This is a genomic window from Micromonospora sp. NPDC049801, assembly GCF_040656575.1.
In the GTDB taxonomy this organism is placed as follows: domain Bacteria; phylum Actinomycetota; class Actinomycetes; order Mycobacteriales; family Micromonosporaceae; genus Micromonospora.
On the sequence record NZ_JBFAMS010000015.1, the window covers coordinates 82689 to 101614 of the forward strand.

Annotated in this window: 22 protein-coding genes; 5 read left to right on the top strand and 17 right to left on the bottom strand. The window is 71.8% G+C overall.

What is annotated here, in order from left to right:
- Positions 1–82: 82 nt before the first annotated feature.
- Positions 83–673: a bacterial proteasome activator family protein gene (locus tag AB0I89_RS25280; protein WP_357131456.1), complete on the top strand. Its 591-nt coding sequence runs from the start codon at positions 83–85 to the stop codon at positions 671–673.
- Between the two features lie 4 nt (positions 674–677).
- Here the strand turns inward: AB0I89_RS25280 and AB0I89_RS25285 are convergent, their stop codons facing one another.
- The 3 genes from AB0I89_RS25285 to AB0I89_RS25295 all read right to left on the bottom strand — a co-directional run bounded on the left by AB0I89_RS25285 (position 678) and on the right by AB0I89_RS25295 (position 3420).
- Positions 678–1490 (bottom strand): HAD family hydrolase, encoded by an 813-nt coding sequence (locus AB0I89_RS25285; RefSeq protein ID WP_357131459.1) that lies wholly within the window; start codon positions 1488–1490, stop codon positions 678–680.
- Positions 1490–2311, bottom strand: coding sequence for an HAD hydrolase family protein (locus AB0I89_RS25290; RefSeq protein WP_355048642.1), 822 nt, complete (start codon positions 2309–2311; stop codon positions 1490–1492). The genes AB0I89_RS25285 and AB0I89_RS25290 overlap by 1 nt, the downstream gene beginning before the upstream one ends.
- Before the next feature lie 365 nt (positions 2312–2676).
- Positions 2677–3420, bottom strand: coding sequence for a hypothetical protein (locus AB0I89_RS25295; protein WP_357131463.1), 744 nt, complete (start codon positions 3418–3420; stop codon positions 2677–2679).
- A gap of 186 nt (positions 3421–3606) precedes the next feature.
- Between AB0I89_RS25295 and AB0I89_RS25300 the strand changes: the two genes are divergently transcribed.
- The 3 genes from AB0I89_RS25300 (at position 3607) to AB0I89_RS25310 (ending at position 5305) form a co-directional block, all read left to right on the top strand.
- Complete coding sequence (locus AB0I89_RS25300; protein ID WP_355048644.1) at positions 3607–4038, top strand: OsmC family protein; 432 nt, start codon at positions 3607–3609, stop codon at positions 4036–4038.
- A 93-nt stretch (positions 4039–4131) separates the two neighbouring features.
- A complete protein-coding gene (locus tag AB0I89_RS25305) occupies positions 4132–4479 on the top strand; it encodes a metallopeptidase family protein (RefSeq protein ID WP_357131815.1) in 348 nt (115 codons plus the stop codon).
- A gap of 103 nt (positions 4480–4582) precedes the next feature.
- On the top strand, positions 4583–5305 hold the full coding sequence (locus tag AB0I89_RS25310) for an AIM24 family protein (RefSeq protein WP_357131467.1): 723 nt from the start codon (positions 4583–4585) through the stop codon (positions 5303–5305).
- A gap of 64 nt (positions 5306–5369) precedes the next feature.
- Here AB0I89_RS25310 and pheA read toward each other — a convergent pair whose 3' ends face one another.
- From pheA to AB0I89_RS25335, 5 genes are all read right to left on the bottom strand, one after another.
- Positions 5370–6323 (bottom strand): prephenate dehydratase, encoded by a 954-nt coding sequence (pheA, locus tag AB0I89_RS25315; protein WP_357131471.1) that lies wholly within the window; start codon positions 6321–6323, stop codon positions 5370–5372.
- A gap of 10 nt (positions 6324–6333) precedes the next feature.
- Positions 6334–6900: a hypothetical protein gene (locus AB0I89_RS25320; protein WP_357131474.1), complete on the bottom strand. Its 567-nt coding sequence runs from the start codon at positions 6898–6900 to the stop codon at positions 6334–6336.
- An 82-nt stretch (positions 6901–6982) separates the two neighbouring features.
- Entirely contained in the window at positions 6983–7372 is a 390-nt protein-coding gene (locus AB0I89_RS25325) for an ACT domain-containing protein (protein ID WP_357131477.1), read from the bottom strand.
- Between the two features lie 75 nt (positions 7373–7447).
- Positions 7448–7906, bottom strand: a complete 459-nt coding sequence (locus AB0I89_RS25330; RefSeq protein ID WP_357131480.1) for a hypothetical protein — start codon at positions 7904–7906, stop codon at positions 7448–7450.
- A gap of 168 nt (positions 7907–8074) precedes the next feature.
- A complete protein-coding gene (locus AB0I89_RS25335; RefSeq protein ID WP_357131483.1) occupies positions 8075–8815 on the bottom strand; it encodes a hypothetical protein in 741 nt (246 codons plus the stop codon).
- Positions 8816–8978: 163 nt separating this feature from the next.
- Between AB0I89_RS25335 and AB0I89_RS25340 the strand changes: the two genes are divergently transcribed.
- Positions 8979–10208, top strand: a complete 1230-nt coding sequence (locus AB0I89_RS25340) for an arginine deiminase (protein ID WP_357131487.1) — start codon at positions 8979–8981, stop codon at positions 10206–10208.
- A gap of 31 nt (positions 10209–10239) precedes the next feature.
- On the opposite strand, the gene AB0I89_RS25345 is transcribed toward AB0I89_RS25340, so the two are convergent.
- The 9 genes from AB0I89_RS25345 to AB0I89_RS25385 all read right to left on the bottom strand — a co-directional run bounded on the left by AB0I89_RS25345 (position 10240) and on the right by AB0I89_RS25385 (position 18925).
- Positions 10240–11127 (bottom strand): DUF5926 family protein, encoded by an 888-nt coding sequence (locus tag AB0I89_RS25345; protein WP_357131491.1) that lies wholly within the window; start codon positions 11125–11127, stop codon positions 10240–10242.
- A 78-nt stretch (positions 11128–11205) separates the two neighbouring features.
- Positions 11206–11616 (bottom strand): ATP-binding protein, encoded by a 411-nt coding sequence (locus AB0I89_RS25350; protein WP_357131818.1) that lies wholly within the window; start codon positions 11614–11616, stop codon positions 11206–11208.
- A 60-nt stretch (positions 11617–11676) separates the two neighbouring features.
- Entirely contained in the window at positions 11677–13131 is a 1455-nt protein-coding gene (locus tag AB0I89_RS25355; protein WP_357131494.1) for an ATP-binding protein, read from the bottom strand.
- 116 nt (positions 13132–13247) lie between these two features.
- Positions 13248–14036 (bottom strand): glycerophosphodiester phosphodiesterase family protein, encoded by a 789-nt coding sequence (locus AB0I89_RS25360; RefSeq protein WP_357131497.1) that lies wholly within the window; start codon positions 14034–14036, stop codon positions 13248–13250.
- A gap of 10 nt (positions 14037–14046) precedes the next feature.
- On the bottom strand, positions 14047–14382 hold the full coding sequence (locus AB0I89_RS25365) for a rhodanese-like domain-containing protein (protein WP_357131500.1): 336 nt from the start codon (positions 14380–14382) through the stop codon (positions 14047–14049).
- Positions 14383–14440: 58 nt separating this feature from the next.
- On the bottom strand, positions 14441–15355 hold the full coding sequence (locus AB0I89_RS25370) for an LCP family protein (RefSeq protein ID WP_357131503.1): 915 nt from the start codon (positions 15353–15355) through the stop codon (positions 14441–14443).
- Between the two features lie 214 nt (positions 15356–15569).
- Positions 15570–16829 (bottom strand): LCP family protein, encoded by a 1260-nt coding sequence (locus tag AB0I89_RS25375; RefSeq protein ID WP_357131506.1) that lies wholly within the window; start codon positions 16827–16829, stop codon positions 15570–15572.
- A 273-nt stretch (positions 16830–17102) separates the two neighbouring features.
- Positions 17103–17504: a hypothetical protein gene (locus tag AB0I89_RS25380; RefSeq protein ID WP_357131509.1), complete on the bottom strand. Its 402-nt coding sequence runs from the start codon at positions 17502–17504 to the stop codon at positions 17103–17105.
- A gap of 206 nt (positions 17505–17710) precedes the next feature.
- Positions 17711–18925: an LCP family protein gene (locus AB0I89_RS25385; RefSeq protein WP_357131512.1), complete on the bottom strand. Its 1215-nt coding sequence runs from the start codon at positions 18923–18925 to the stop codon at positions 17711–17713.
- Position 18926: the final 1 nt, after the last annotated feature.

Here is an 18926-nt window from a genome sequence, read left to right on the forward strand (position 1 = left end):
GCGACGGTAGCGCGCCCCGCCCGGGTGGTTCGGTCCAGGGGAGTCGGTCCCGGGCGGCGTGGGCCGGACCTCCTGGGTAAAAATGGACCCCATGACCGCTGAGCAGAACGACCAGCCCGGCCCCGACGACTCCGGCCACTCCGGCACCGTGGTGGTGGTCGGTCCGGACGGGCGGCCGATCGGCACCGTGCAGACCGAGGAGGGTCAGGGTGAGGATCCGACCCGCCTGGTCGAGCAGCCGGCCAAGGTGATGCGGATCGGCAGCATGATCAAGCAGCTGCTGGAGGAGGTCAAGGCCGCTCCGCTGGACGACGCCAGCCGGCACCGGATGCGGGAGATCCACGAACGCTCGATCGTCGAGCTGAAGGAAGGTCTCGCGCCCGAGCTGCGCGACGAGTTGGAGCGGATCTCGCTGCCCTTCACCGAGGACAAGGCGCCCAGCGAGAGCGAGCTGCGCATCGCGCACGCCCAGCTCGTCGGCTGGTTGGAGGGCCTGTTCCACGGCATCCAGGCCGCCCTGGTCGCCCAGCAGATGGCCGCCCGGGTTCAGCTTGAGCAGATGCGCGGCGGCCGGCAGGCGCTGCCCAGCGGCCCCGGTGGGGTCGTCCCGGGCATGCCGGGCATCGGCCAGCCCGGCGGCGGTGAGGGTCACAACACCGGCCAGTACCTCTGACCGGTCACTGGACCCCGAACACCTTCTCCAGGTACGCGGCCACGCCGTCGTCGGAGTTCGAGCCGGTCACCTCGTCGGCGACCGCGAGGACGGCGGGGTGCGCGTTGGCCACCGCCACGCCGCGCCCCGCCCAGCTCAGCATCGGTACGTCGTTCGGCATGTCGCCGAAGGCGACCACGTCCGCCGCGGCCACGCCGAGCCGGTCGCAGTACCAGTCGAGCCCGGCCGCCTTGGTCACCCCGGCCGCGGAGATCTCCACCAGCCCCGAGGACGACGAGTGCGTCGCCTCGGCCAGCCCTTGCAGCGCCCTGGCGATCAGCGCCGCGAACGCGTCCGGGTCCTGCTCGCCGGCCCGGGCGAGGAGCTTCACCGCCGGCACGGAGAGCAACTCCTCCGGCGTCTCGATCGGCCGGATGGCGTCGGCGTCGGCATCCCAGCGCAGCGGGTAGTCCGCCTCGTGACGCATCTCCCGGCTGTCCAGGATCTCCACGGCGAAGCTGATGCCGGGCACCTCGGCGCGCAGCCGCCGGGCCACCTCCACCAGATGCTGTGGCGCGAGCGGGTCGGCCCGTAACACCTCGTCGTTGACCGGGTCGTAGACCACGGCGCCGTTGGCGCAGACCGCCGGCAGAGGCTCGGTCAGCTGGTCGTACACCATCTTGAGCCAGCGGACCGGGCGGCCGGTGACCAGCACGACCGGCGTGCCTCGCGCGGAGATCCGCGCGAGCACGTCGGCGGTGTGCGGGCTGACCGTGTGGTCGTCGCGGATCAGCGTGCCGTCGATGTCCGTGGCTACCAGCCGGGGTGTCTCTCCCATCATCGGGAGAGTAGTCGGTCCAGATACACCGCCACTCCGTCGTCATCATTGCGCAGGGTCACCTCGTCGGCGGCCGCGCGGACGTCGGGGTGAGCGTTGGCGACCGCCACCCGCGACCAGCCGGCCCACTCGAACATCGGCAGGTCGTTGGGCATGTCGCCGAAGACCAGCACGTCGGCCGGGTCGACCCCGAGCGTCTGCGCCACGACGGTCAGCCCGGTCGCCTTGTCCACCCCGGGCGGGCAGATCTCGATGAAACCGAGCCCGGCCTGGGTGAGCGTGGCGACCTGCGGCTCGACGATCCGGCGGGCCACCGCCAGCAGTTCGTCCACGTGGTGGTCGGCGGTTCTGGCGAACGCCTTGAGCACGTCGCAGGAGAGGCACTCGTCGCGGGTGCGCGCCTCGAACCGGTCCTGGTAGGGCCAGCTCGGGTGGTAGTCACCCCAGAGCGGGGCGTCGTGCTCGTCGGACGCCTCGACCATCACGGTCAGCGGGCCGACCTCGGCCTCCAGGTCGGCGAGCAACCGGGCCAGCACCTCGGCGGGCAGGCGCTCGTCGCGGAGCACCACCGGGCCGGCCGGGTCGCTCTGGTCGACCACACGTCCGCCGCCGGCCATCACCAGGAAGTCGGCGGCGCGGATGTCGTTGCGGGTCAGCTCGGTCAGGCGAGGGCCGCGTCCGGTCGCGCCGACCACCGGAATACCGGCGGCCCGCACCCGGTCGAGCACCCCGTGGGTGTACGCGGAGACGGTGTCGTCGCTGCGGACGAGGGTTCCGTCGAGGTCGGTCGCGATCAGCTTGGGCAGTCCCGGGCGGGTCATCGTTCCTCCTTCGCCCACCGCCGTCGCAGCCAGCCGTGCGGTCCTGGTCGAGACCCGGCGTGACGGCGGGCAGCAACCGTACCTCGCCGAAAGGGTCGCAACCATGGCTTCCCGGCGAATCGGGCACCAACGCGCGGCACCCGCCAGGTGTCCAACCCCGCCCGCGCCTCTCGCGCCCCGTTCCCGCGCCCGCGCCTCTCGCCCCGCCCTCGCCTCGCCGATCTTGCACTTTCGGTTGCTGATTTGTCGACTTATGCGCCTTATGTGGGGACAGAAATCGCAAGATCGGCGCGGGCGCGGGCGCGGGCGCGGGCGCGGGGCGCGGGGCGCGGGGCGCGGCGCGGGGACGGGGCGTGGGGGTGGGGTTAGGTGGGGTTTTCGGGGCGGGCGAAGGGGGTGGCCGGTTCCACCGTCAGATCGGCGGGGGCGGGTAGGCCGTCGTCGAGTGGACCCGGGTCCGGGCGGCGACGCCAGGAGCGCATCGCGGGTACGTCGGCGGCCGGGGCATCGTCGTCAGCCGGCCCGGCGGACGCGTCGGCCGGTCCGGCCCCGGCCAGTCGCAGGGCGGCGGCGAAGAGGACGCACGCGACGAACGCCAGCACGAGACCGCGGCCGTACTCGACCCGGAACTCTTCCTCGGGCGAGTAGAGAAGGGCCCGCTCCCCGGTGTCGTGGAGCGTCGCGGTAGCGGCGACCAGCAACGCCAGGAGCGCGCCGGCCAGCGTGAGCCCGACCAGCCGCGCGTTCGCACGGACCGCCGCCGTGCCCCCCAGCGCCAGGGCCACGGCGCAGGCCAGGCCGAGCAGGCCGGCGAGATAAGCGACCCCGAAGCCGCCGATCTCGGACACGCTGGCCCGCACCTCGATCGTGTTGGGCCCCTCGGCCCCCCCGCTCGGCACGGTCGTCAGCAGCCACTCGCCGATCATCGACGCGATCCCGGCGACCGCGCCGAGGCCGGCCAGCAGCAGCGGCAGACGAGGGTCACGGGTCAGGCCGACCAGGGGATTACCGAACCGGCGTGTCCGCGCGGGCTCGTCGGCGCCCCACTCGATCACAGCCGGCGCGTCGGGCGAGTCTCCCTGCCGCGGAACGGGCAGATCCTCGGGCATCGGCCATCCCTCCGCCGGTCACGGGCCTGCGTCGAATCATGGCACAGCCCTCGGTCGCGGCGCTGCCGTCGACACCGCGCGCCCGCCCACGTCCGCCGCGCCGCCGATCACGGTGACGGGAATCGCAGGGCGGTCCTCGGTGCCGGCCGGTCGCCCGCAGGTCAGGTATCCGCTAGCGTTCTCAACATGCCTATCCGTACCGCTTCCGCACAATGGCAGGGCAATCTCACCGAGGGTTCCGGCACCGTCCGCACCGGTAAGGGCGGCCTGTCCGGCAACTACTCCTTCAAGTCGCGCTTCGAGGAGGGCGAGGGCACCAACCCCGAGGAGCTGATCGCCGCCGCGCACGCGGGCTGCTTCTCGATGGCGTTCTCGAAGGCCCTCGCCGACGCCGGCACCACGCCCACCTCGGTCGAGACCACCGCCAAGGTCCACCTGGACAAGACCGACGCCGGGTTCAGCGTGACCCGGATCGACCTCGAGACCGTCGGCCAGGTGCCCGGGGTCGACGAGGCGGAGTTCCAGAAGCTCGCCGAGGCCGCCAAGGCCAACTGCCCGATCTCCCGCCTGCTCTCGCCGGGTGCCGAGATCACCCTCACCGCCCGCCTGGCCGCCTGACCCGGCGACCCGCACACACGTGGACCACGGCCCGGGTCGCCGAGCGCGACCCGGCCGATCGGTCCCGCGTCGGGCAGAATGAACGTCGTGCCGGTGGAGATGACCCGCGAGCGCTTCGAGGAGCTGGTCGCTGACGCGCTCGACGAGGTGCCCGAAGGGCTTCTCGGCCTGATGAACAACGTGGTGATCCTCGTCGAGGACGACCCACCGCCGGGTGAGTCCGACCTGCTCGGCCTCTACGAGGGGCACGCGCTCACCAACCGGGGCTGGGACTACTCCGGCGTACTGCCGGACCGGATCTTCATCTACCGCCACCCGATCCTGCGGATCTGCGACAACGACGAGGACGTCGTCGACGAGGTGGCGGTGACAGTGGTGCACGAGATCGCCCACCACTTCGGCATCGACGACGAGCGGCTGCACGCCCTGGGCTGGGGCTGACGCGCGAGCCCCCCGTCCGCGCGCCGCTGAACCGATCGCCTCCGGTTGCCGTGGTCACCTACGGTCGATGCAGCGACCGCGACCATTTCAGGAGGAACCTTTCATGCGCAGCGAGCTGTTCTCGTCCGAGAATCTGGAGAAGGAGTCGGCGCAGGCGGGCATGCGTCTGCAGAACTCCAAGATGTTGAAGATCGAGCTCAACGGCGAGGCGATGGCCCGGGTCGGCTCGATGGTCGCCTACCAGGGCAACGTGCAGTTCCAGGCGCTGGGCTCGGGCGGCCTCGGCAAGTTCCTCAAGCAGAAGCTCACCGGCGAGGGCGTCCCCCTGATGAAGGTCACCGGCCAGGGTGACGTCTTCCTCGCCGAGCTGGCCAAGGACGTCCACATCATCGACCTGGAGCCGGGCGACGCGCTCTCCATCAACGGTTCCAGCGTGCTCGCCTTCGACTCGACCCTGCAGTACGACATCAGGATGGTCGGCGGCGCCGGCATGGCCTCCTCGTCCGGGCTGTTCAACTGCGTGTTCAGCGGGTACGGCCGGATCGCCATCACGACCAAGGGCACTCCCGTGGTGCTCAACGTGGACGCCCCGACGTACGTCGACCCGCAGGCGGCCGTCTGCTGGTCGGCCAACCTCCAGACCGGCTACCACCGAGCCGAGCAGCTCGGTCTCGGCACGCTGCTCGGTCGACGCACCGGCGAGTCGTTCACCATGAGCTTCGCCGGTCAGGGCTTCGTCGTGGTGCAGCCGTCCGAGGAGCCGCCCGTCATGGGCAGCGGTCAGCAGCAGCAGGAGGGTGGCCTGCTCGGCGGTCTGCTGAGCTGAGCGCCGATCCGGGTGGGGCGCGCTCCGGAGCACCCCACCCCCAGGGCCTCGGCGCTCGGACCGGTCAGCTCATCTCGCCGGTACGCAGCCGGGCCAGCCAGGCCGCCGCGTCGGCGTAGTCGACGTCCGACAGGCCGGCCGGCGCGGGCACCCGCCGCTCGCCGGCCTCGACCCAACGGTGTCGGGGATAGGACCCGAGGAAACGGACCTCCGCGCACACCCGGCGCAGCCCCTGCAACGCCTCACCCAGGCGTACGTCGGCCACGTGCCCGGTGCAGTCGAGGAAGAAGACGTACCGGCCCAGCGCCTCACCGGTCGGGCGGGACTCGATCCGGGTCAGGTTCACCCCGCGTACGGCCAGCTCGACCAGCACCGACAGCAGCGCGCCCACCCGGTCGTGAGCGATGTAGACGGCCAGTGAGGTGAGGTCGTCGCCACTCGGCGGTGGGGGTGGCCCGGGACGGGAGACCAGCACGAACCGGGTCACCGCGTCGGGGTGGTCGGCGATCTTCTCGGCGAGCAGCGTGAGCCGGTGCCGGGCCGCCCCGATGGGCGCGCAGATCGCCGCGTCGTACTCGCCGGACCCGGCGCCGGCCGCCGCCGCGCCGTTGGAGAGGACATCGACGACCGTCGCATCGGGCAGGTGGTCACGCAGCCAGCCGCGGCACTGGGTGGACGCCTGCGGGTGTGCCGCGATGGAGCGGACCGTCGACAGCGCGGTGCCTGTACGCGCGGCGAGCACGAACTCCACCGGCAGGACCACCTCGCGGGTGATCACCAGCGGCGCACCCTCGACGATCTCGTCGAGGGTGACGCCGACCGCCCCGCCGATCGAGTTCTCCAGCGGTACGAGCGCCGCGTCGGCCTCTGCGGCCCGGATGCTGTCGAGCGCCTCCCCGACGCTGCGAGCCGGCGTACGGGAGCCGTGTTCGGCTGCCGGGATGGTGCGCAGGGCCTGCTCGGCGAAGGTGCCCTCGGGGCCGAGGTACACGTAGCGCGTAGGCGGTGTTCCGGGCATGCCGCCCAGACTACGCACCCGGTCCGACCGCTGGAGATGGATCGCAGGCGAGCGTACGGATTCCGGCCGGCCCGGTGGCCCGGACCTCGATGGTGCACACGTCGGTGCCGGCCGTGACCAGTTGCAGAGCCGTCGGCACGCCCTGGGTGACGACCTGAAGCTCCTCGTGCCCGGTCACCTCCAGCACGGTGTACTGCCAGTCCCCGGCGCACAACGGGCCGGTGCGGACCCGGACCCGGACGTTGTCCGGGAGCACCGAGGCCCGTCCCTGCAGCAACTGCACCACCCGCTGCCCGGTCGGCCCGTTCCGGCAGGTCGTCGCCACCAGGCCGGGCTCCGGAGTGGCCGCGTGGGTGGCGGGCGGCGGTGCGGTCGGCGCGGTCGAGGGCGTGCCGGTCGCGACGCCGGTCGGGCCCGACGGCCTGGGGCTGCCGGCCCCGGTGGGCACGCCGGTCGGGTCACGCAGTTCCGGAGGTGCTCCGCAGCCGGTCAGCGCTCCGATGGTGAGGAGCGCCAGCAGCGCCGCCCACGCGGGCGCGGTGGGGGCAGACGGGCGGCGGGGTGGGCTGAACGGCACGGGCCGGTCCTCGGGACATCGGGATACGTCGCGGCCGGGGTGGCCGAGCCCATCGTAGGGCGAGCGGTCGGCCGGGTGAAGCTCAGCCGAGGACGCGGTGTCCGGCGCGCTCCAACGCGGTTGTGCCCTCGGTCAGTCGGACGGCCGGCAGCAGCACGTAGTCGGTGTCGAAGGTGGAGAAGGTGACCACGCTGACCCGGGCCGCGGCGAGTGGGTCCACGAGCGCCGCGAGCGTGCCGGTGCCGTCCATGCCCGCCGGACCGGCGACGCGAAGGCAGCGCCAGATGGTCTCCACCACGGCCTCGTCGGGCAACCGATCGGCCGGGCAGATCACCGAGATCCCGTCGGCGGTCCAGCTCACCGTGACCACGTCGGCGCGACCCAGCCCGCTCGACAACTCGTCCGGCAGGGCGGTGCCGCCACCGAGCCGGCACACGGCGTACTCCCCCGGCAGCAGAGTGATATCGAGCATGAGGGCACCCTACGGCGTGGAACCGAGCCCATCTGGGCATCGCCGCGTGCGGCGAACACCACATCGCGCCGCAGGTCAGACCTCGGAGAAGAAGGTGAGCGAGCCCGCGACGGCGCCGTCGGAGAGCACCGGCGTGGAGATCGCGTCGACCGTCGCGTCAGGCCCGCCGCCGGAGGCGGCCTGCACCCGCAGCAGGCCCCGGGCGAGCCGGCCGGAGGAGAGCGCCAACAGGGGCGGAATCTTGTCGATCTCGGCCTCGGTCAGCTCGCCCCGGTTCGCGGTGAAGTCGAGCAGGCGAAGGCCGCCGTCGAGCAGTGGACGCCCGATAAGGCCGGCGGGCTCGCCCAGGCAGAGCAGCGCGCAGCCGGCGGTGGAGATGGCCACCACCCGGGTGTCGGCGTCGATCAGCAGGCAGGGCTCGTCCGCCCGCCCGACGGTCGAGGACCACTGGCCGACATTGTCGAACTCAGACTCTGTCGAGGCTCGGGCCGAGGGCACGAACACTTCTGAGAGCGAGAGTTCGACGTGGGCCACCGCGCCTCCTATGTACAACGACGGACTGTCCACGCTAGCCGGTCAACGACGGATTCACCGAGCGAGCCGGGTCACCGCGCCGCAGCGGAGAACTCCCGGGCGGCCGGCGACGGCGCGGGAGCCGGTGGGTAGGTGGGGGACCGGGGCCGCGTGGCGTCGCCGGTGACGTTACCGGCGGTGGGCCGCCTTGTCAGCGGCCGTTCGGCCCTCCTCGTACCACCGGTAGTCGGCCGATGGACGGTACGTGCCGTTCAGCCAGGTGCTCGGGTGCTGTGCCACCCGTGCCAGCTTCTCGGCCGTGGTCGGGCTGATCCGGTTGCCACCGGCCACGAGAAGCCGGTCCAGCTCCCGGTGGGTGGCCATCAGGCAGTCCTTCGGGAGGCCGTAGACGCTGATCACGCCGGAACCCACGAAGGTCAGCACGGGCGTCACCGGGATGGTCAGCCCCACCGCGTCGGAGAGGGCCTTGCTGGCCCGCTTGGCGTCCCGGCGGGCCTCGGTCACGTACGGGGGCCGCTTCCCGTTGATCTGTACGACGTCCCCGGCGACGAGCACCCGGGCCCGGCCGTGGTCGGCGATGGTCACCGCGAACAGGCCGCTCGGCCCGATGGCGAGGAAACCGGCGCGGTCGTCCTGCGCGCGGTCGAGCAGGACGTCCGCCACGTCGGTGCGGGGCCACTCGATGACGTGCCAGGACGGCCCGAGGTGGTCGAGTTGACCGAGTGCCCGCGCGCCGGCCGCCTCCAGCCGACGGGCGCCTCGCTCGGCACGGCGGCGTCGGGCCCACTCGAGCGGTGTGGGGCGGATCGGTTCGAGAGCCCCCGGCGCCTCGACGCGGGGGTGGGGAACCGCGATGGGCGGCAGTGCCCGTGCGGTCGGTACGGCTCGTCGTGCGGGAAAGACAGTCATCGCGACCTCCGGCAAAAGGTCCCTCGAAGTTATGTCCTCACTACCCTACGTTGCCACTGTGGGTGTTCGGCAAGCCGGAACGCCGGAGTGACTGTGGATGAATGCCATATTCATCCACAGTTCTTTTCTCGGATGCCGCCAAACCCTGCCCTACGCTGCGGGAGTGACCCACTACGTCGACAGTGAAGTCGGCCGGCTCGGCACCGTCCTGCTGCACCGGCCCGGCCCGGAGCTGGCCCGGCTCACCCCGCGCAACAACGACTCGCTCCTGTTCGACGCGATCCCCTGGGTCGGCCGCGCGCAGGAGGAGCACGACGCCTTCGCGGCGGCGCTGCGCGAGCGCGGGGTCGAGGTGCTCTACCTGGCCACCCTGCTGGCCGAGGCGCTGGCCGTCGCGGACGCCCGCGCCGAACTGACCGAGCAGGTGCTGCGCTCGCGCCGCCTCGGCGACACGCTCCGCGCCCGGGTCGCCGACCACCTCGCCTACCTGGACCCGGCCGCGCTGGCCGACGTGCTGACCGCCGGGCTGGCCCACGAGGAGCTGCGGATCAGCTCGGAGCGGCCGGGCGGGCTCGTCTACACCCTGATGGACCGGCACGACTTCGTCATCGACCCGCTGCCCAACCTGCTCTTCACCCGGGACTCGTCGCTGTGGATCGGCGACCGGGTCGGCGTCACCAGCCTCGCCATGCCGGCCCGCCGCCGGGAGACCACCCTGACCGACGCCATCTACCGGCACCACCCCCGGTTCGCCGGCACCGAGTTCGTCTACCGCCCCGACCTGGAACACCTGGAGGGCGGGGACGTGCTGCTGCTCGCACCCGGCGTGCTGGCGGTCGGCGTGGGTGAGCGGACCACCCCGGCGGGCGCGGAACGCCTCGGCCGGCAGGTCTTCGCCGCCGGCCTGGCCCACACCATCCTGGTGGTGCCGATCGCCCAGAAACGCGCCACGATGCACCTGGACACCGTCTGCACGATGGTCGACGTCGACGCCGTCCTGATGTATCCGAACATCGCCAGCACGCTCTCGGCGTACACCGTCATCGCCGGCGCGGACGGCGAGGACCCACGGGTGGACGGCCCGGCGCCCTTCCTGCGAGCCGCCGCCGACGCGATGGACCTGGACCAGCTGCGGGTCATCGACACCGGCCTGGACCCGGTGACCGCGGAACGCGAACAGTGGGACGACGGCAACAACACCCTCGCCCTCGCGCCCCGGCTGTGCGTCGGTTATGAGCGCAACACGGAGACCAACGCGCAGTTGGAGCGGGCCGGCATCGAGATCATCCCGATCGCCGGTTCGGAGTTGGGCTCCGGCCGGGGCGGCCCGCGCTGCATGTCCTGCCCGATCGTCCGCGCCCCCCTGAAGGAAGGGCCCCCTGCTAACGCCTAGTGCATAGCAAGGGGCCCTTCCTAACAACGCCTCAGCGCAGGGTGAGCTGTCGGCCGAGCAACCCCTGGCGGGCCCGCCGGCCGGCGGCGTCCAACACCTCGGTGCTGGCGAGAGCCTCCGCGTACCGCTTGGCGAACTGCGCCACCGGGTCCTCCCACTCGCTCGCCGGCGTCTCCTCGGGCAGGTCCCAGACGGGTACGAGCCGGCCGTGGGCGCGGAACATCCCGGCGAACTTGGTCTGGTCGCCGAGCGTCAGCGTGCCGGCCGCGCCGAGCCGGGCCAGCGCGTCGAGGGCGCCGTCCTCGTCGTCCGGCAGCACCCAGCGCACGTGCGCCTTCTCGGGGACCCGGCACCAGTACGCGGCCTTCGCGGAGGTCATCCGCACCGTCGGGTAGATGGCGGCGTTCGCCCGCTCCAGGGACGCCTGGACGCTCGGGTCATCGGTCGCGCCGGGATCGAGCCAGAACTCGAACCCGTCGTGCATGCTGATCTCCAGCGGGCCGTCCACGAGGATGTCCTGAAGTCGCGGCCCGGGGCCGGGCAGCGGCGGCACGGAAACCTGGCCGCCCGGCTCGGTGCGCAGCGCGCTGAGGAGCGCCTCGGCCAGGTCCCGGGAGACATCGCCGGACTGCTGGTGACGCTGTAGACCGATGAGCACCTGGCCGTCCGGCTTGCTCACCGCCGGCGCGGCCATCGGCAGCACCGTGGCCAGGGTCGCCGACCGGTCGCCGAACTCCTCGACCAGGGCGGGCGCCAGGCGCAGCGGGGCGGACGCGGCGGGCACCAGCTCGCGCAGCGCGATCCACTCGGGCTCGTCGACCAGGCCCTCGAAGGGACGCGGCACGAAGACGTCCCGCACCTTGTCCCGACGGGGAGTGGTGTCGGTGGCTGCTCGCTGGCTCTTTCGACGCTTGCTCACGGCGTCACAGCCTAGAGCCCCGCCGGCCCCGGCATGACCCGGACCCACCCAACCCAGCGCGAGTTGATCATGAAGGTGTTAGCCGGCCGGCACCAGGCCGGGGGTGGGAGTGGGGTCGAACTCCGCCCAGACGCGCTGACCCATACCGTCCCGCTCGACACCCCAGCGGGTCGCCAGGCCGGCGACGATGTGCAGGCCCCGCCCGTCCGCCGCGTCGAGGCCGGCGGTGCGGATCCGTGGGCCGGTGGCCGCGCCGCCGTCGGTCACCCGCAACTGGATCCGTGGGCCGTCGGCGGACGGCCGCAGCCGCCAGGCCACCCGGACCACGCCGCCGGGCAGCGGGTGGGCGTGCCGGACCGAGTTGCCCACCAGTTCGGCGAGCACCGCGATCAGATCCGCGAGGAGCGCCGGGGGCACGACGTCCGCCAGGTCGTCGGCGAGCCGATGCCGGGCCAGTCGTGCGCCGGCGGGGTGGTGGGGAACCACCACGCACCACGCCCGATCCCTCGCCGCCGTCGCCACCGTCGCCTCCACGTCGCGCCCCGCAGGTCAACCGCGCGGTAGCCGCACCTCTGCGACCGTACCGCCGTCGGTCCTCGGACGTAGGGATACCCATCCATTCTGCTGTTCAACGATCCGGCGGACGAGATAGAGGCCCAGCCCCGCCCCGGGGTAGCCGCGCCGGTCACCGGACTCGCCCTGCCAGAACCGGTCGAACGCCCGTTCCACGTGCTCCGGCCGGATGCTGATGCCGCGGTCGCTCACCCGGAACGCGACCAACTGACCGTCGACCCCGGCCGTGATCTCGATGGGGGAGCCCGGCGGCGAGTACTTGCCGGCGTTGGTCACCAGCTCGGTCAGGACGGTGGCCAAACTGGGACGGTGGCCGAGCGCCTTGGGCAGGTCGACGGGCAGGCGGAGCGTCAGCCGGTGCCGCAGCTCCGCCGGCAGGTCCACGACCGCCGCGCGCAGCGCCGCACCGAGGTCGAACGGGGTGGGCGGCTCGTCCGCGGGCCCCGTCTCGGCCGCCGAGGAGAGCAGCCGGTCGACCAACCGGGCCAGCTCGTTGGCGCGCTGCCCGATCACCCGGGCGGCCTGCCGTCGGTCGCCGTCGGTCAGCGACTCCCAGTGGTCGGTGAGGGTGTCCGCGTACCCCTTGATGACGGTGACCGGCGTGCGTAGCTCGTGGCTGGTCACCGCGACGAACAGCTCCCGGTCGTGATCGCGGCGCTGCTGGTCGGTGATGTCGCGGAAGGTGACCACCCGCAGCGCGCCCGGGCCGGGCAGGTCGCCGGAGGTGATGCGCAGCCAGCGCCCGTCCGGCAGCCGGTGGTCGCGAACCTGGCCGGCAGGCGGCAGCGGCAGCGGCAACGGCCGGTTCAGGGCCTGGCCCGTCGTGCAGCCGGTGACCTGGACGGCGGCCGGGTTCCACAGCCGGACGTGCCCGTCCCGGTCGACCACCGCCAGCCCGTCGGCGAGCGCCGCCACCACCGGCCCGTCGCCGTGCACCGGCAGTCCGCTCTGGTCGCCGTACATGTGGGCGACGCACGAGGCGAGGTACGCGATGACGCCCTGCTGCTCGGCGCCCGGCTCGTCGTCGCCCGGATAGAGGGCGTGCAGGCTGCCGACGGTGTGACCGCCGATCTCGGCCCGGGACACCACCATCCGGTGCAGGCCGCTGCCGGCGAGTTCGGCGGCGAGCTTGCCGCTCAGATCGGTCACCCGGACCTGGCTCACCCGGGGGCCGGAGAGCAGCCGGACCGTGTCCGGGTCGTCCGCCGCGAGCGGGCGGCCGAGCGCCCACTCCGCCGCGCCGGTGGCCGCGATCACCCGGCCGCCCGTCGGACCGAACTCGACGAACGCCATTCCGCTCGCGGACAGCGCCGGTTGGGCCATCCGGAGGAGTTGGGTGAGGACCGGCAGGCCCGCGTCCCCCGCATTGATCATCTCGATCACGACGGTGTGGCCGGCGAGAAGAGCGGGAAAATCGATACGCTCCGGCATGTGCCGAGTCTGCCCCGCCGGCCCGGCTTTCGGCACCCCCGGTTGTCGGGTGGGCGTAGGCGTAGGCGCTGCCGGCGGTCGACGCGCTGGGCGGCCGGCTCGGCGTCGCGGCCCGTTCAGCGGTCCCGCCGGGCCAGCACGTGCGCCGGTCGGTCCGTGATGATCCCGTCCACCTCCCCGGCCAGCACCAGCTCCACGTCGGCCGGCTCGTTGACCGTCCAGACGTACACCTGGTTGCCGGCGGCGCGCAGCGCGGGCAGCAGGTGGGGGCGGGCCCGGAGCAGGCCGATGCCCGGGCCGGCGATGCGGGCGCCGAACGGCAGCCGGCCCAGCCGCAGCCAGGGTGGAAGCACCTCCAGCAGCAGCACCGTGGGCAGCGCCGGGGCCAACTCCCGGACCCGGCGTACGGCCAGCGGGGAGAACGACATGACGGTCACCTGGACCGGGTCGTCCGGTGCCGGATCGACCAGCCCGTACTGCCGCAGCAGGTCGACCAGCCGCCGCTCCACCAACGAGCCGAAGCGGGACGGATGCTTCGTCTCGACGAGCAACCGGACGGGCCGCCCGGCGGCGAGCACCGCGTCGAGCAGCCGGGCCAGGGTCAACAGCCGGGTGTGCGACTCGTCCGGCGGCAGGTCACCGCTCGGCGCGCCGGCTGGATGCCACGAGCCGAAGTCCAGCGCGTCCAACTCGGCGAGAGTTCGCGCGCTGACCAGCCCGCGACCGTTGCTCGTGCGGTCCAGCCGCCGGTCGTGTACGCAGACCAGATGACCGTCCCGGGTCAGCCGGACGTCGCACTCCAGCCCGTCGGCGCCCTCGTCGAGGGCGCGCAGGTACGCGGCGAGGGTGTGCTCCGGAAGGTCGTACGAGGCGCCGCGGTGCGCGAAGACCAGTGGCCCGCCCATCCCGGCCGCCTCAGATGACCTGGCCGGGCTGCCCGTTCGCGTCGACCACTGCTCGGCCGACCGCTGCCCACTGGCGCATCCCGCCGTCGGCGTTGCGCACCTGACCCCAGCCGTTGTTGATCAGGTAGGCGACGACCTGGGCGGATCGTCCACCGGAGCGGCAGATGACGGCCACGTCCCGGTCGGTCGGCACCTCGGCCAGCCGCGCGGGCAGTTCCATCATCGGCAGGTGGTGGGCGGTGGGGGCGTGGCCGGCCGCCCATTCGTCGGCCTCCCGCACATCGAGCAGGTAGGTGTCGTCGGCGATCTCGGTCACGGGCACGGTGGGAACCTGGGGTCCGAACACAGGAAGCAACACTAGATCCTCGGGGGCCGGATCGGCACCGACCCGGCCGTCGCCACGGTCACAACCGGGTCACCCAGCGCGGGTTGGCCTGCGCCCAGTCCGGTACGCGGGTGCCCCGGACCGCCTCGAACAGCCCGTTGCCGCCGTTGTCGAGCACCACGTACGAGACCTGGTCGATGGTCTGCGGGGACGAGGGCACCTGGACGCCGCGCATTCCGTCGGGCGGCAGCGCGCGGAGCGCGAGGAGCAGATCCTCAAGGGGTACGCCGTTGGTGTCGACGGTCAACGAGCCGCCGACCGCCCGGAGCACCTGGTCCAGCTTCACCGGATTGTTGCGCAGGTCGGCGTCGCCGGCGCTGTCCAGCATCGCCCGCAGGAGTTGCTGCTGGTGGCGCTGCCGGTCGTAGTCGCCCCCGGGCAGGTCGTAGCGCTGCCGTACGTAGTCCAGCGCCTGTGCCCCGTCCATCCGCTGGCAGCCGGTCCGGAAGACCCGGTTGGTGTGGATCGAGCGCACCTCGGTGTCGACGCACATCTGCACCCCGCCCAAAAGGTCGATCACCTTCCGGAAGCCGGAGAAGTCGATCAGGGCGGCGCCGTCGAACCGGATACCGGTGAGCCGGTTCAGGGTGGTGGAGAGCAGTCGGGCGCCGGCCGATCCGCCGCCACCGTGCTCGTACGCGGCGTTGATCTTGTCGGGGCCGCCGCCGAAGCCGTTCGCCGGTGGGATGGCGACCAGCAGGTCACGCGGGATGGAGACCAGGTACGCCGCACGCCGTCCGGCGGGTACGTGCACGATGAGGATGGTGTCGGAGCGTTGGTCCGGCTCGCTGCCGCCGGCGCGTTTGTCGGTGCCGATCAGCAGGTAGTTGAGCGCCCCGTCCAGGTCGGTCCGGTCGGTTCGGGCGTCGGCGTCGAGCAACTGCTCCTTGGTGACCGTACGGTCGTACCGGTGGGTCAGTGTCTTGAGGCCCATCACCGCGAGCCCGGCCAGCAGGACTAGGGCCAGTCCGACGCCGAGCAGGAGGCGTGGCCAGCGATCGCGGCGCGACCCGGCCGGGTGTGCCCGGCCGGCCGCGTTCCGTCCCCACCTGGACGTGACCGCCTCCCCGCAGCCGATACGTGAACCTTGCTCACGTCAGGCTACGGTCAGTGACGGAACGGTCGCCGGGCTTTCCGCGACTTGGCCGTCACTTCCGGCCGGAGATCACCTCGGGGTGGGTGAAGACGAACTCGGCGAGCTTGTCCTGCTTGACCGCCTCGAACATCGCCATCGTCTCCTCGTTCAACGCCTCACGGTTGTTGCCGTTGCCGTTGAAGCTGCCGTTGTTGGTCTTCAACATGGTCAACTCGTTGGCGGTGACGCCACGCATGGTGAAGATGAAGTTCTCGATCGGCACGCCGCCGGTGTCCAGGACGAAGGCCTTGCCGGCTGCCTTGATCAACGAGTTCATCTTGGCCGGGTTGGTCAGCATGCCGCCGTCGTTGGCCTTGCGGGCCATCGCCTTGATCAGTTGCTGCTGGTTCTGCTGCCGGTCGTAGTCGCCGTTGCGGAGGGTCTTGCGCTGCCGCGAGTAGTCGAGCGCAGCCCAACCCTCCATCTCCTGGCAGCCCTTCTTGTGCACCACCGGCTTCATCGTCTTGCCGGTCTTCTTGGCGTCGGCGTTCCACATCGGCTTACCGTCGACATAACTCATGTGCAGCGACGTGACCTCCTGGCTCACGCAGATGCGCACGGTGCCCAGGGTGTCGATGACGTTCTTGAAGCCCCCGAAGTTGATGATCGCCGCGCCGTCGAAGCTGATGCCCGTGAGGCGCTTGATCGTCTGCGCCATGAGCTGGGCGCCACCCTCCCAGCCGCCACCGTTGCGGGCACCGGCCTGGAAGGCGGCGTTGATCTTGTCGGTGCCACCGGTGTAGCCGCTCTTCTTGAACGGGGGGATCTGCGCCTCGGTGTCGCGGGGGATGGAGATCAGGTACGCCTGGTCGTGCGAGGCCGGGATGTGCAGGACAATGATGCTGTCCGACCGGACGTCGTCGGCGGCCCAGCGTTCCCGGGCGTCCACGCCGAGCAGCAGCATGTCGATCGGCCCGTCCAGGCTCGCGCCACCCTCGGCGTCGGTCTTGCCGGCGTCGCCGAGCAGGTTGCGCTGGGCGATGTCACCGGTGGCCTGACCGACCAGCACCTTCGTGCCGACGATCGCCACCCCGCTGCTGAGCATCAGCACCGCACCGAAGATCACGGTCAGGCGGGCCCAGAGCGGATCCTTGCGCCGGGGCCGCTTCTTCGCCGGCCCCTTGCCGCCTGTCCGGCTGTCGCCGGCACCTGGCGGACGACCGCCCGGGCCGCCGCCCGACGGGCCGGGCTGCACCGGTATGGACGCGGCGATACGACCGCTCTGCGCGGCGGATGTAGTGGACGGAGGGCGACGGCTGGCCTGAACCGGCATTCGTGCTCCAGCTCGTGATCAGGAGGGGGCGGCACCACTGTACGTACATCAATTCGACTTTGCGAGTTCATCTGGACTCAATTCGCTCGCCAGGCACCGTCAACCAGGCGATCGCCCCCACTCGATGACCAGAAAGGCGAGGCAGCGATGGCCTGATCGGCTCGAACGCCTCGATGCCCCTAATGTCCGATTCTATCTGACAAGTTGGCGCGGCACCTGGTGTGGCACGCGCGAAAGGGGGCCCGACCCGGATGGGTCGGACCCCCGCAGGGTCTACTTGCTCGCTGGCGGAATCGGCCCGTACGCGCAGGTGGACGCCGAGTCGATGCGGATCCCGTTGGGGATCCCGTAGTACCCGACGTCGTAGAGGGTGTTGGGCTTGCCGGCGGCCATGCACTTGATCAGCCCGGTGGTGTACCGGACGTACACAACGTCGTCGTTGCGGCTGTTGGCGCCGTACACGACATCGACCCCGTTCGAGATGGACTGGAAGCCCGAGGTCACGACCTGGTACTTGTGATCGATGACCTTGTCCTGGTCGGAGAGGCACGTGTAGGGGTACGGGCACCCGAGGGCGGCAGCCTGAGCCGGTGCGGCGGTGGCTGCCAGGCCAGCCCCCGTGATGAGCGCGGCGGCGGCCGTCGCCCCTAACGCCTTGTGCAGCTTGCCTGTCATCGACTTCTCCTCGCCTTGGTGGCAGAGGGCAACGACCCGAAGCGATGCCGGGCGCCTCCCTCGATCGAGACGCCCGGCAAGCGGTTCGCCCGGCCAGGGCCCCTGCCGTGTCCGTGGTTGTCATTGATCGAGGTGCGAGGCCCAAACCTAAGACAATCCCCAATGGACGGTCAAGACACTTACGGAGTGGGGGCAGGAGAGGAGGCTCAGCCGCCGTCGTTGCTCTTCGGCGGGTTGGCCTTCACCCAGTCCGCCATCGTGTCCGCCGACATGGCCTTGTACATCGCCAGCGCCTTCTCCCGGTCCGACACCACCACCGACTCGCCGTTGATGGTGTCGCTGCCCGAGTTCGGGCTGGTCAGGAACGTGAGGTTCTCACCACGCAGGCTCCGGAACTGCACCGCCATATCGGTCAACGAGAAGCCCTGGTCGACGGTCACCGCCGCGGTCACCGACTTGAGGAAGTCGTTGAGCTTCTTCGGGTTCGCCAGGGTGCCGGTGCTGGCCGCCTTGTCCATCAGCGCCCGCAGGAAGTCCTGCTGGTGCCGCATCCGGGCGAAGTCGCCGTCCGGGAACTGCTTACGCTGCCGGATCCAGTCCAGCGCCTCCGCGCCGTCCATGTGGTTGGTGCCCTTGGTGAACGTCCGGTACGGCTTGTGGATCGAGGTGATCGTCCGCTCCACCTTCAGGTCCACCCCGCCGAGGGCGTCGGTGACCTCCTTGAACCCGCCGAAGTCGATCGCCATGACGTGGTCGATCCGGACGTCGCTGAAGCACTCGACGGTACGGACCGCCAGCGGCAGGCCACCGAAGGCGAACGCTGCGTTGATCTTCGCGCGCCGGCCGGAGCCGCAGTCCGCGCCCGCGCTCTCCGGGATCGGCACGTACAGGTCACGCGGGATGGAGACCAGGTACGCCTCCTTATGGTCGGCCGGGATGTGCATCACGATGATCGTGTCGGCCCGCCACTGGCTCTTGGTGTCGACCGGCGCGTCCGGGTCCCGGGAGTCGCTGCCGACCAGCAGGATGTTCAACGCGCCGTCGACGGGCTTCGCCGGACGGCCGCCGGTGATCTCCGCGAAGGGATCGGTGCGGGCCAGGTCGTTGTTGAGGCCGCGCGCGTACAGCCACGCGCCCAGGCCGCCGAGCAGCGCCAACACCAGCACCGCGATGCCCGCCACCAGGCCGATCCGCCCCCAGCGTGGGCGGGGACCACGCCGTCCCGACCCGCCGGCGCCACCCGGCCCGCCCGGTCCCGTCGGCCCGCCGGGGCCGACCTGCCGATCGTCGTACGACGGGTAGAAGCGCGCCTCGGCCGGACGCGCGCGTCCGGAGGCGCCCCGGTCGGGGCCGGGCACCGAGGCGCGCCCGGCGCTGCGGTGCAGGTACGGGTGGGGAACGCCGGCAGGGGTCGCTGACATG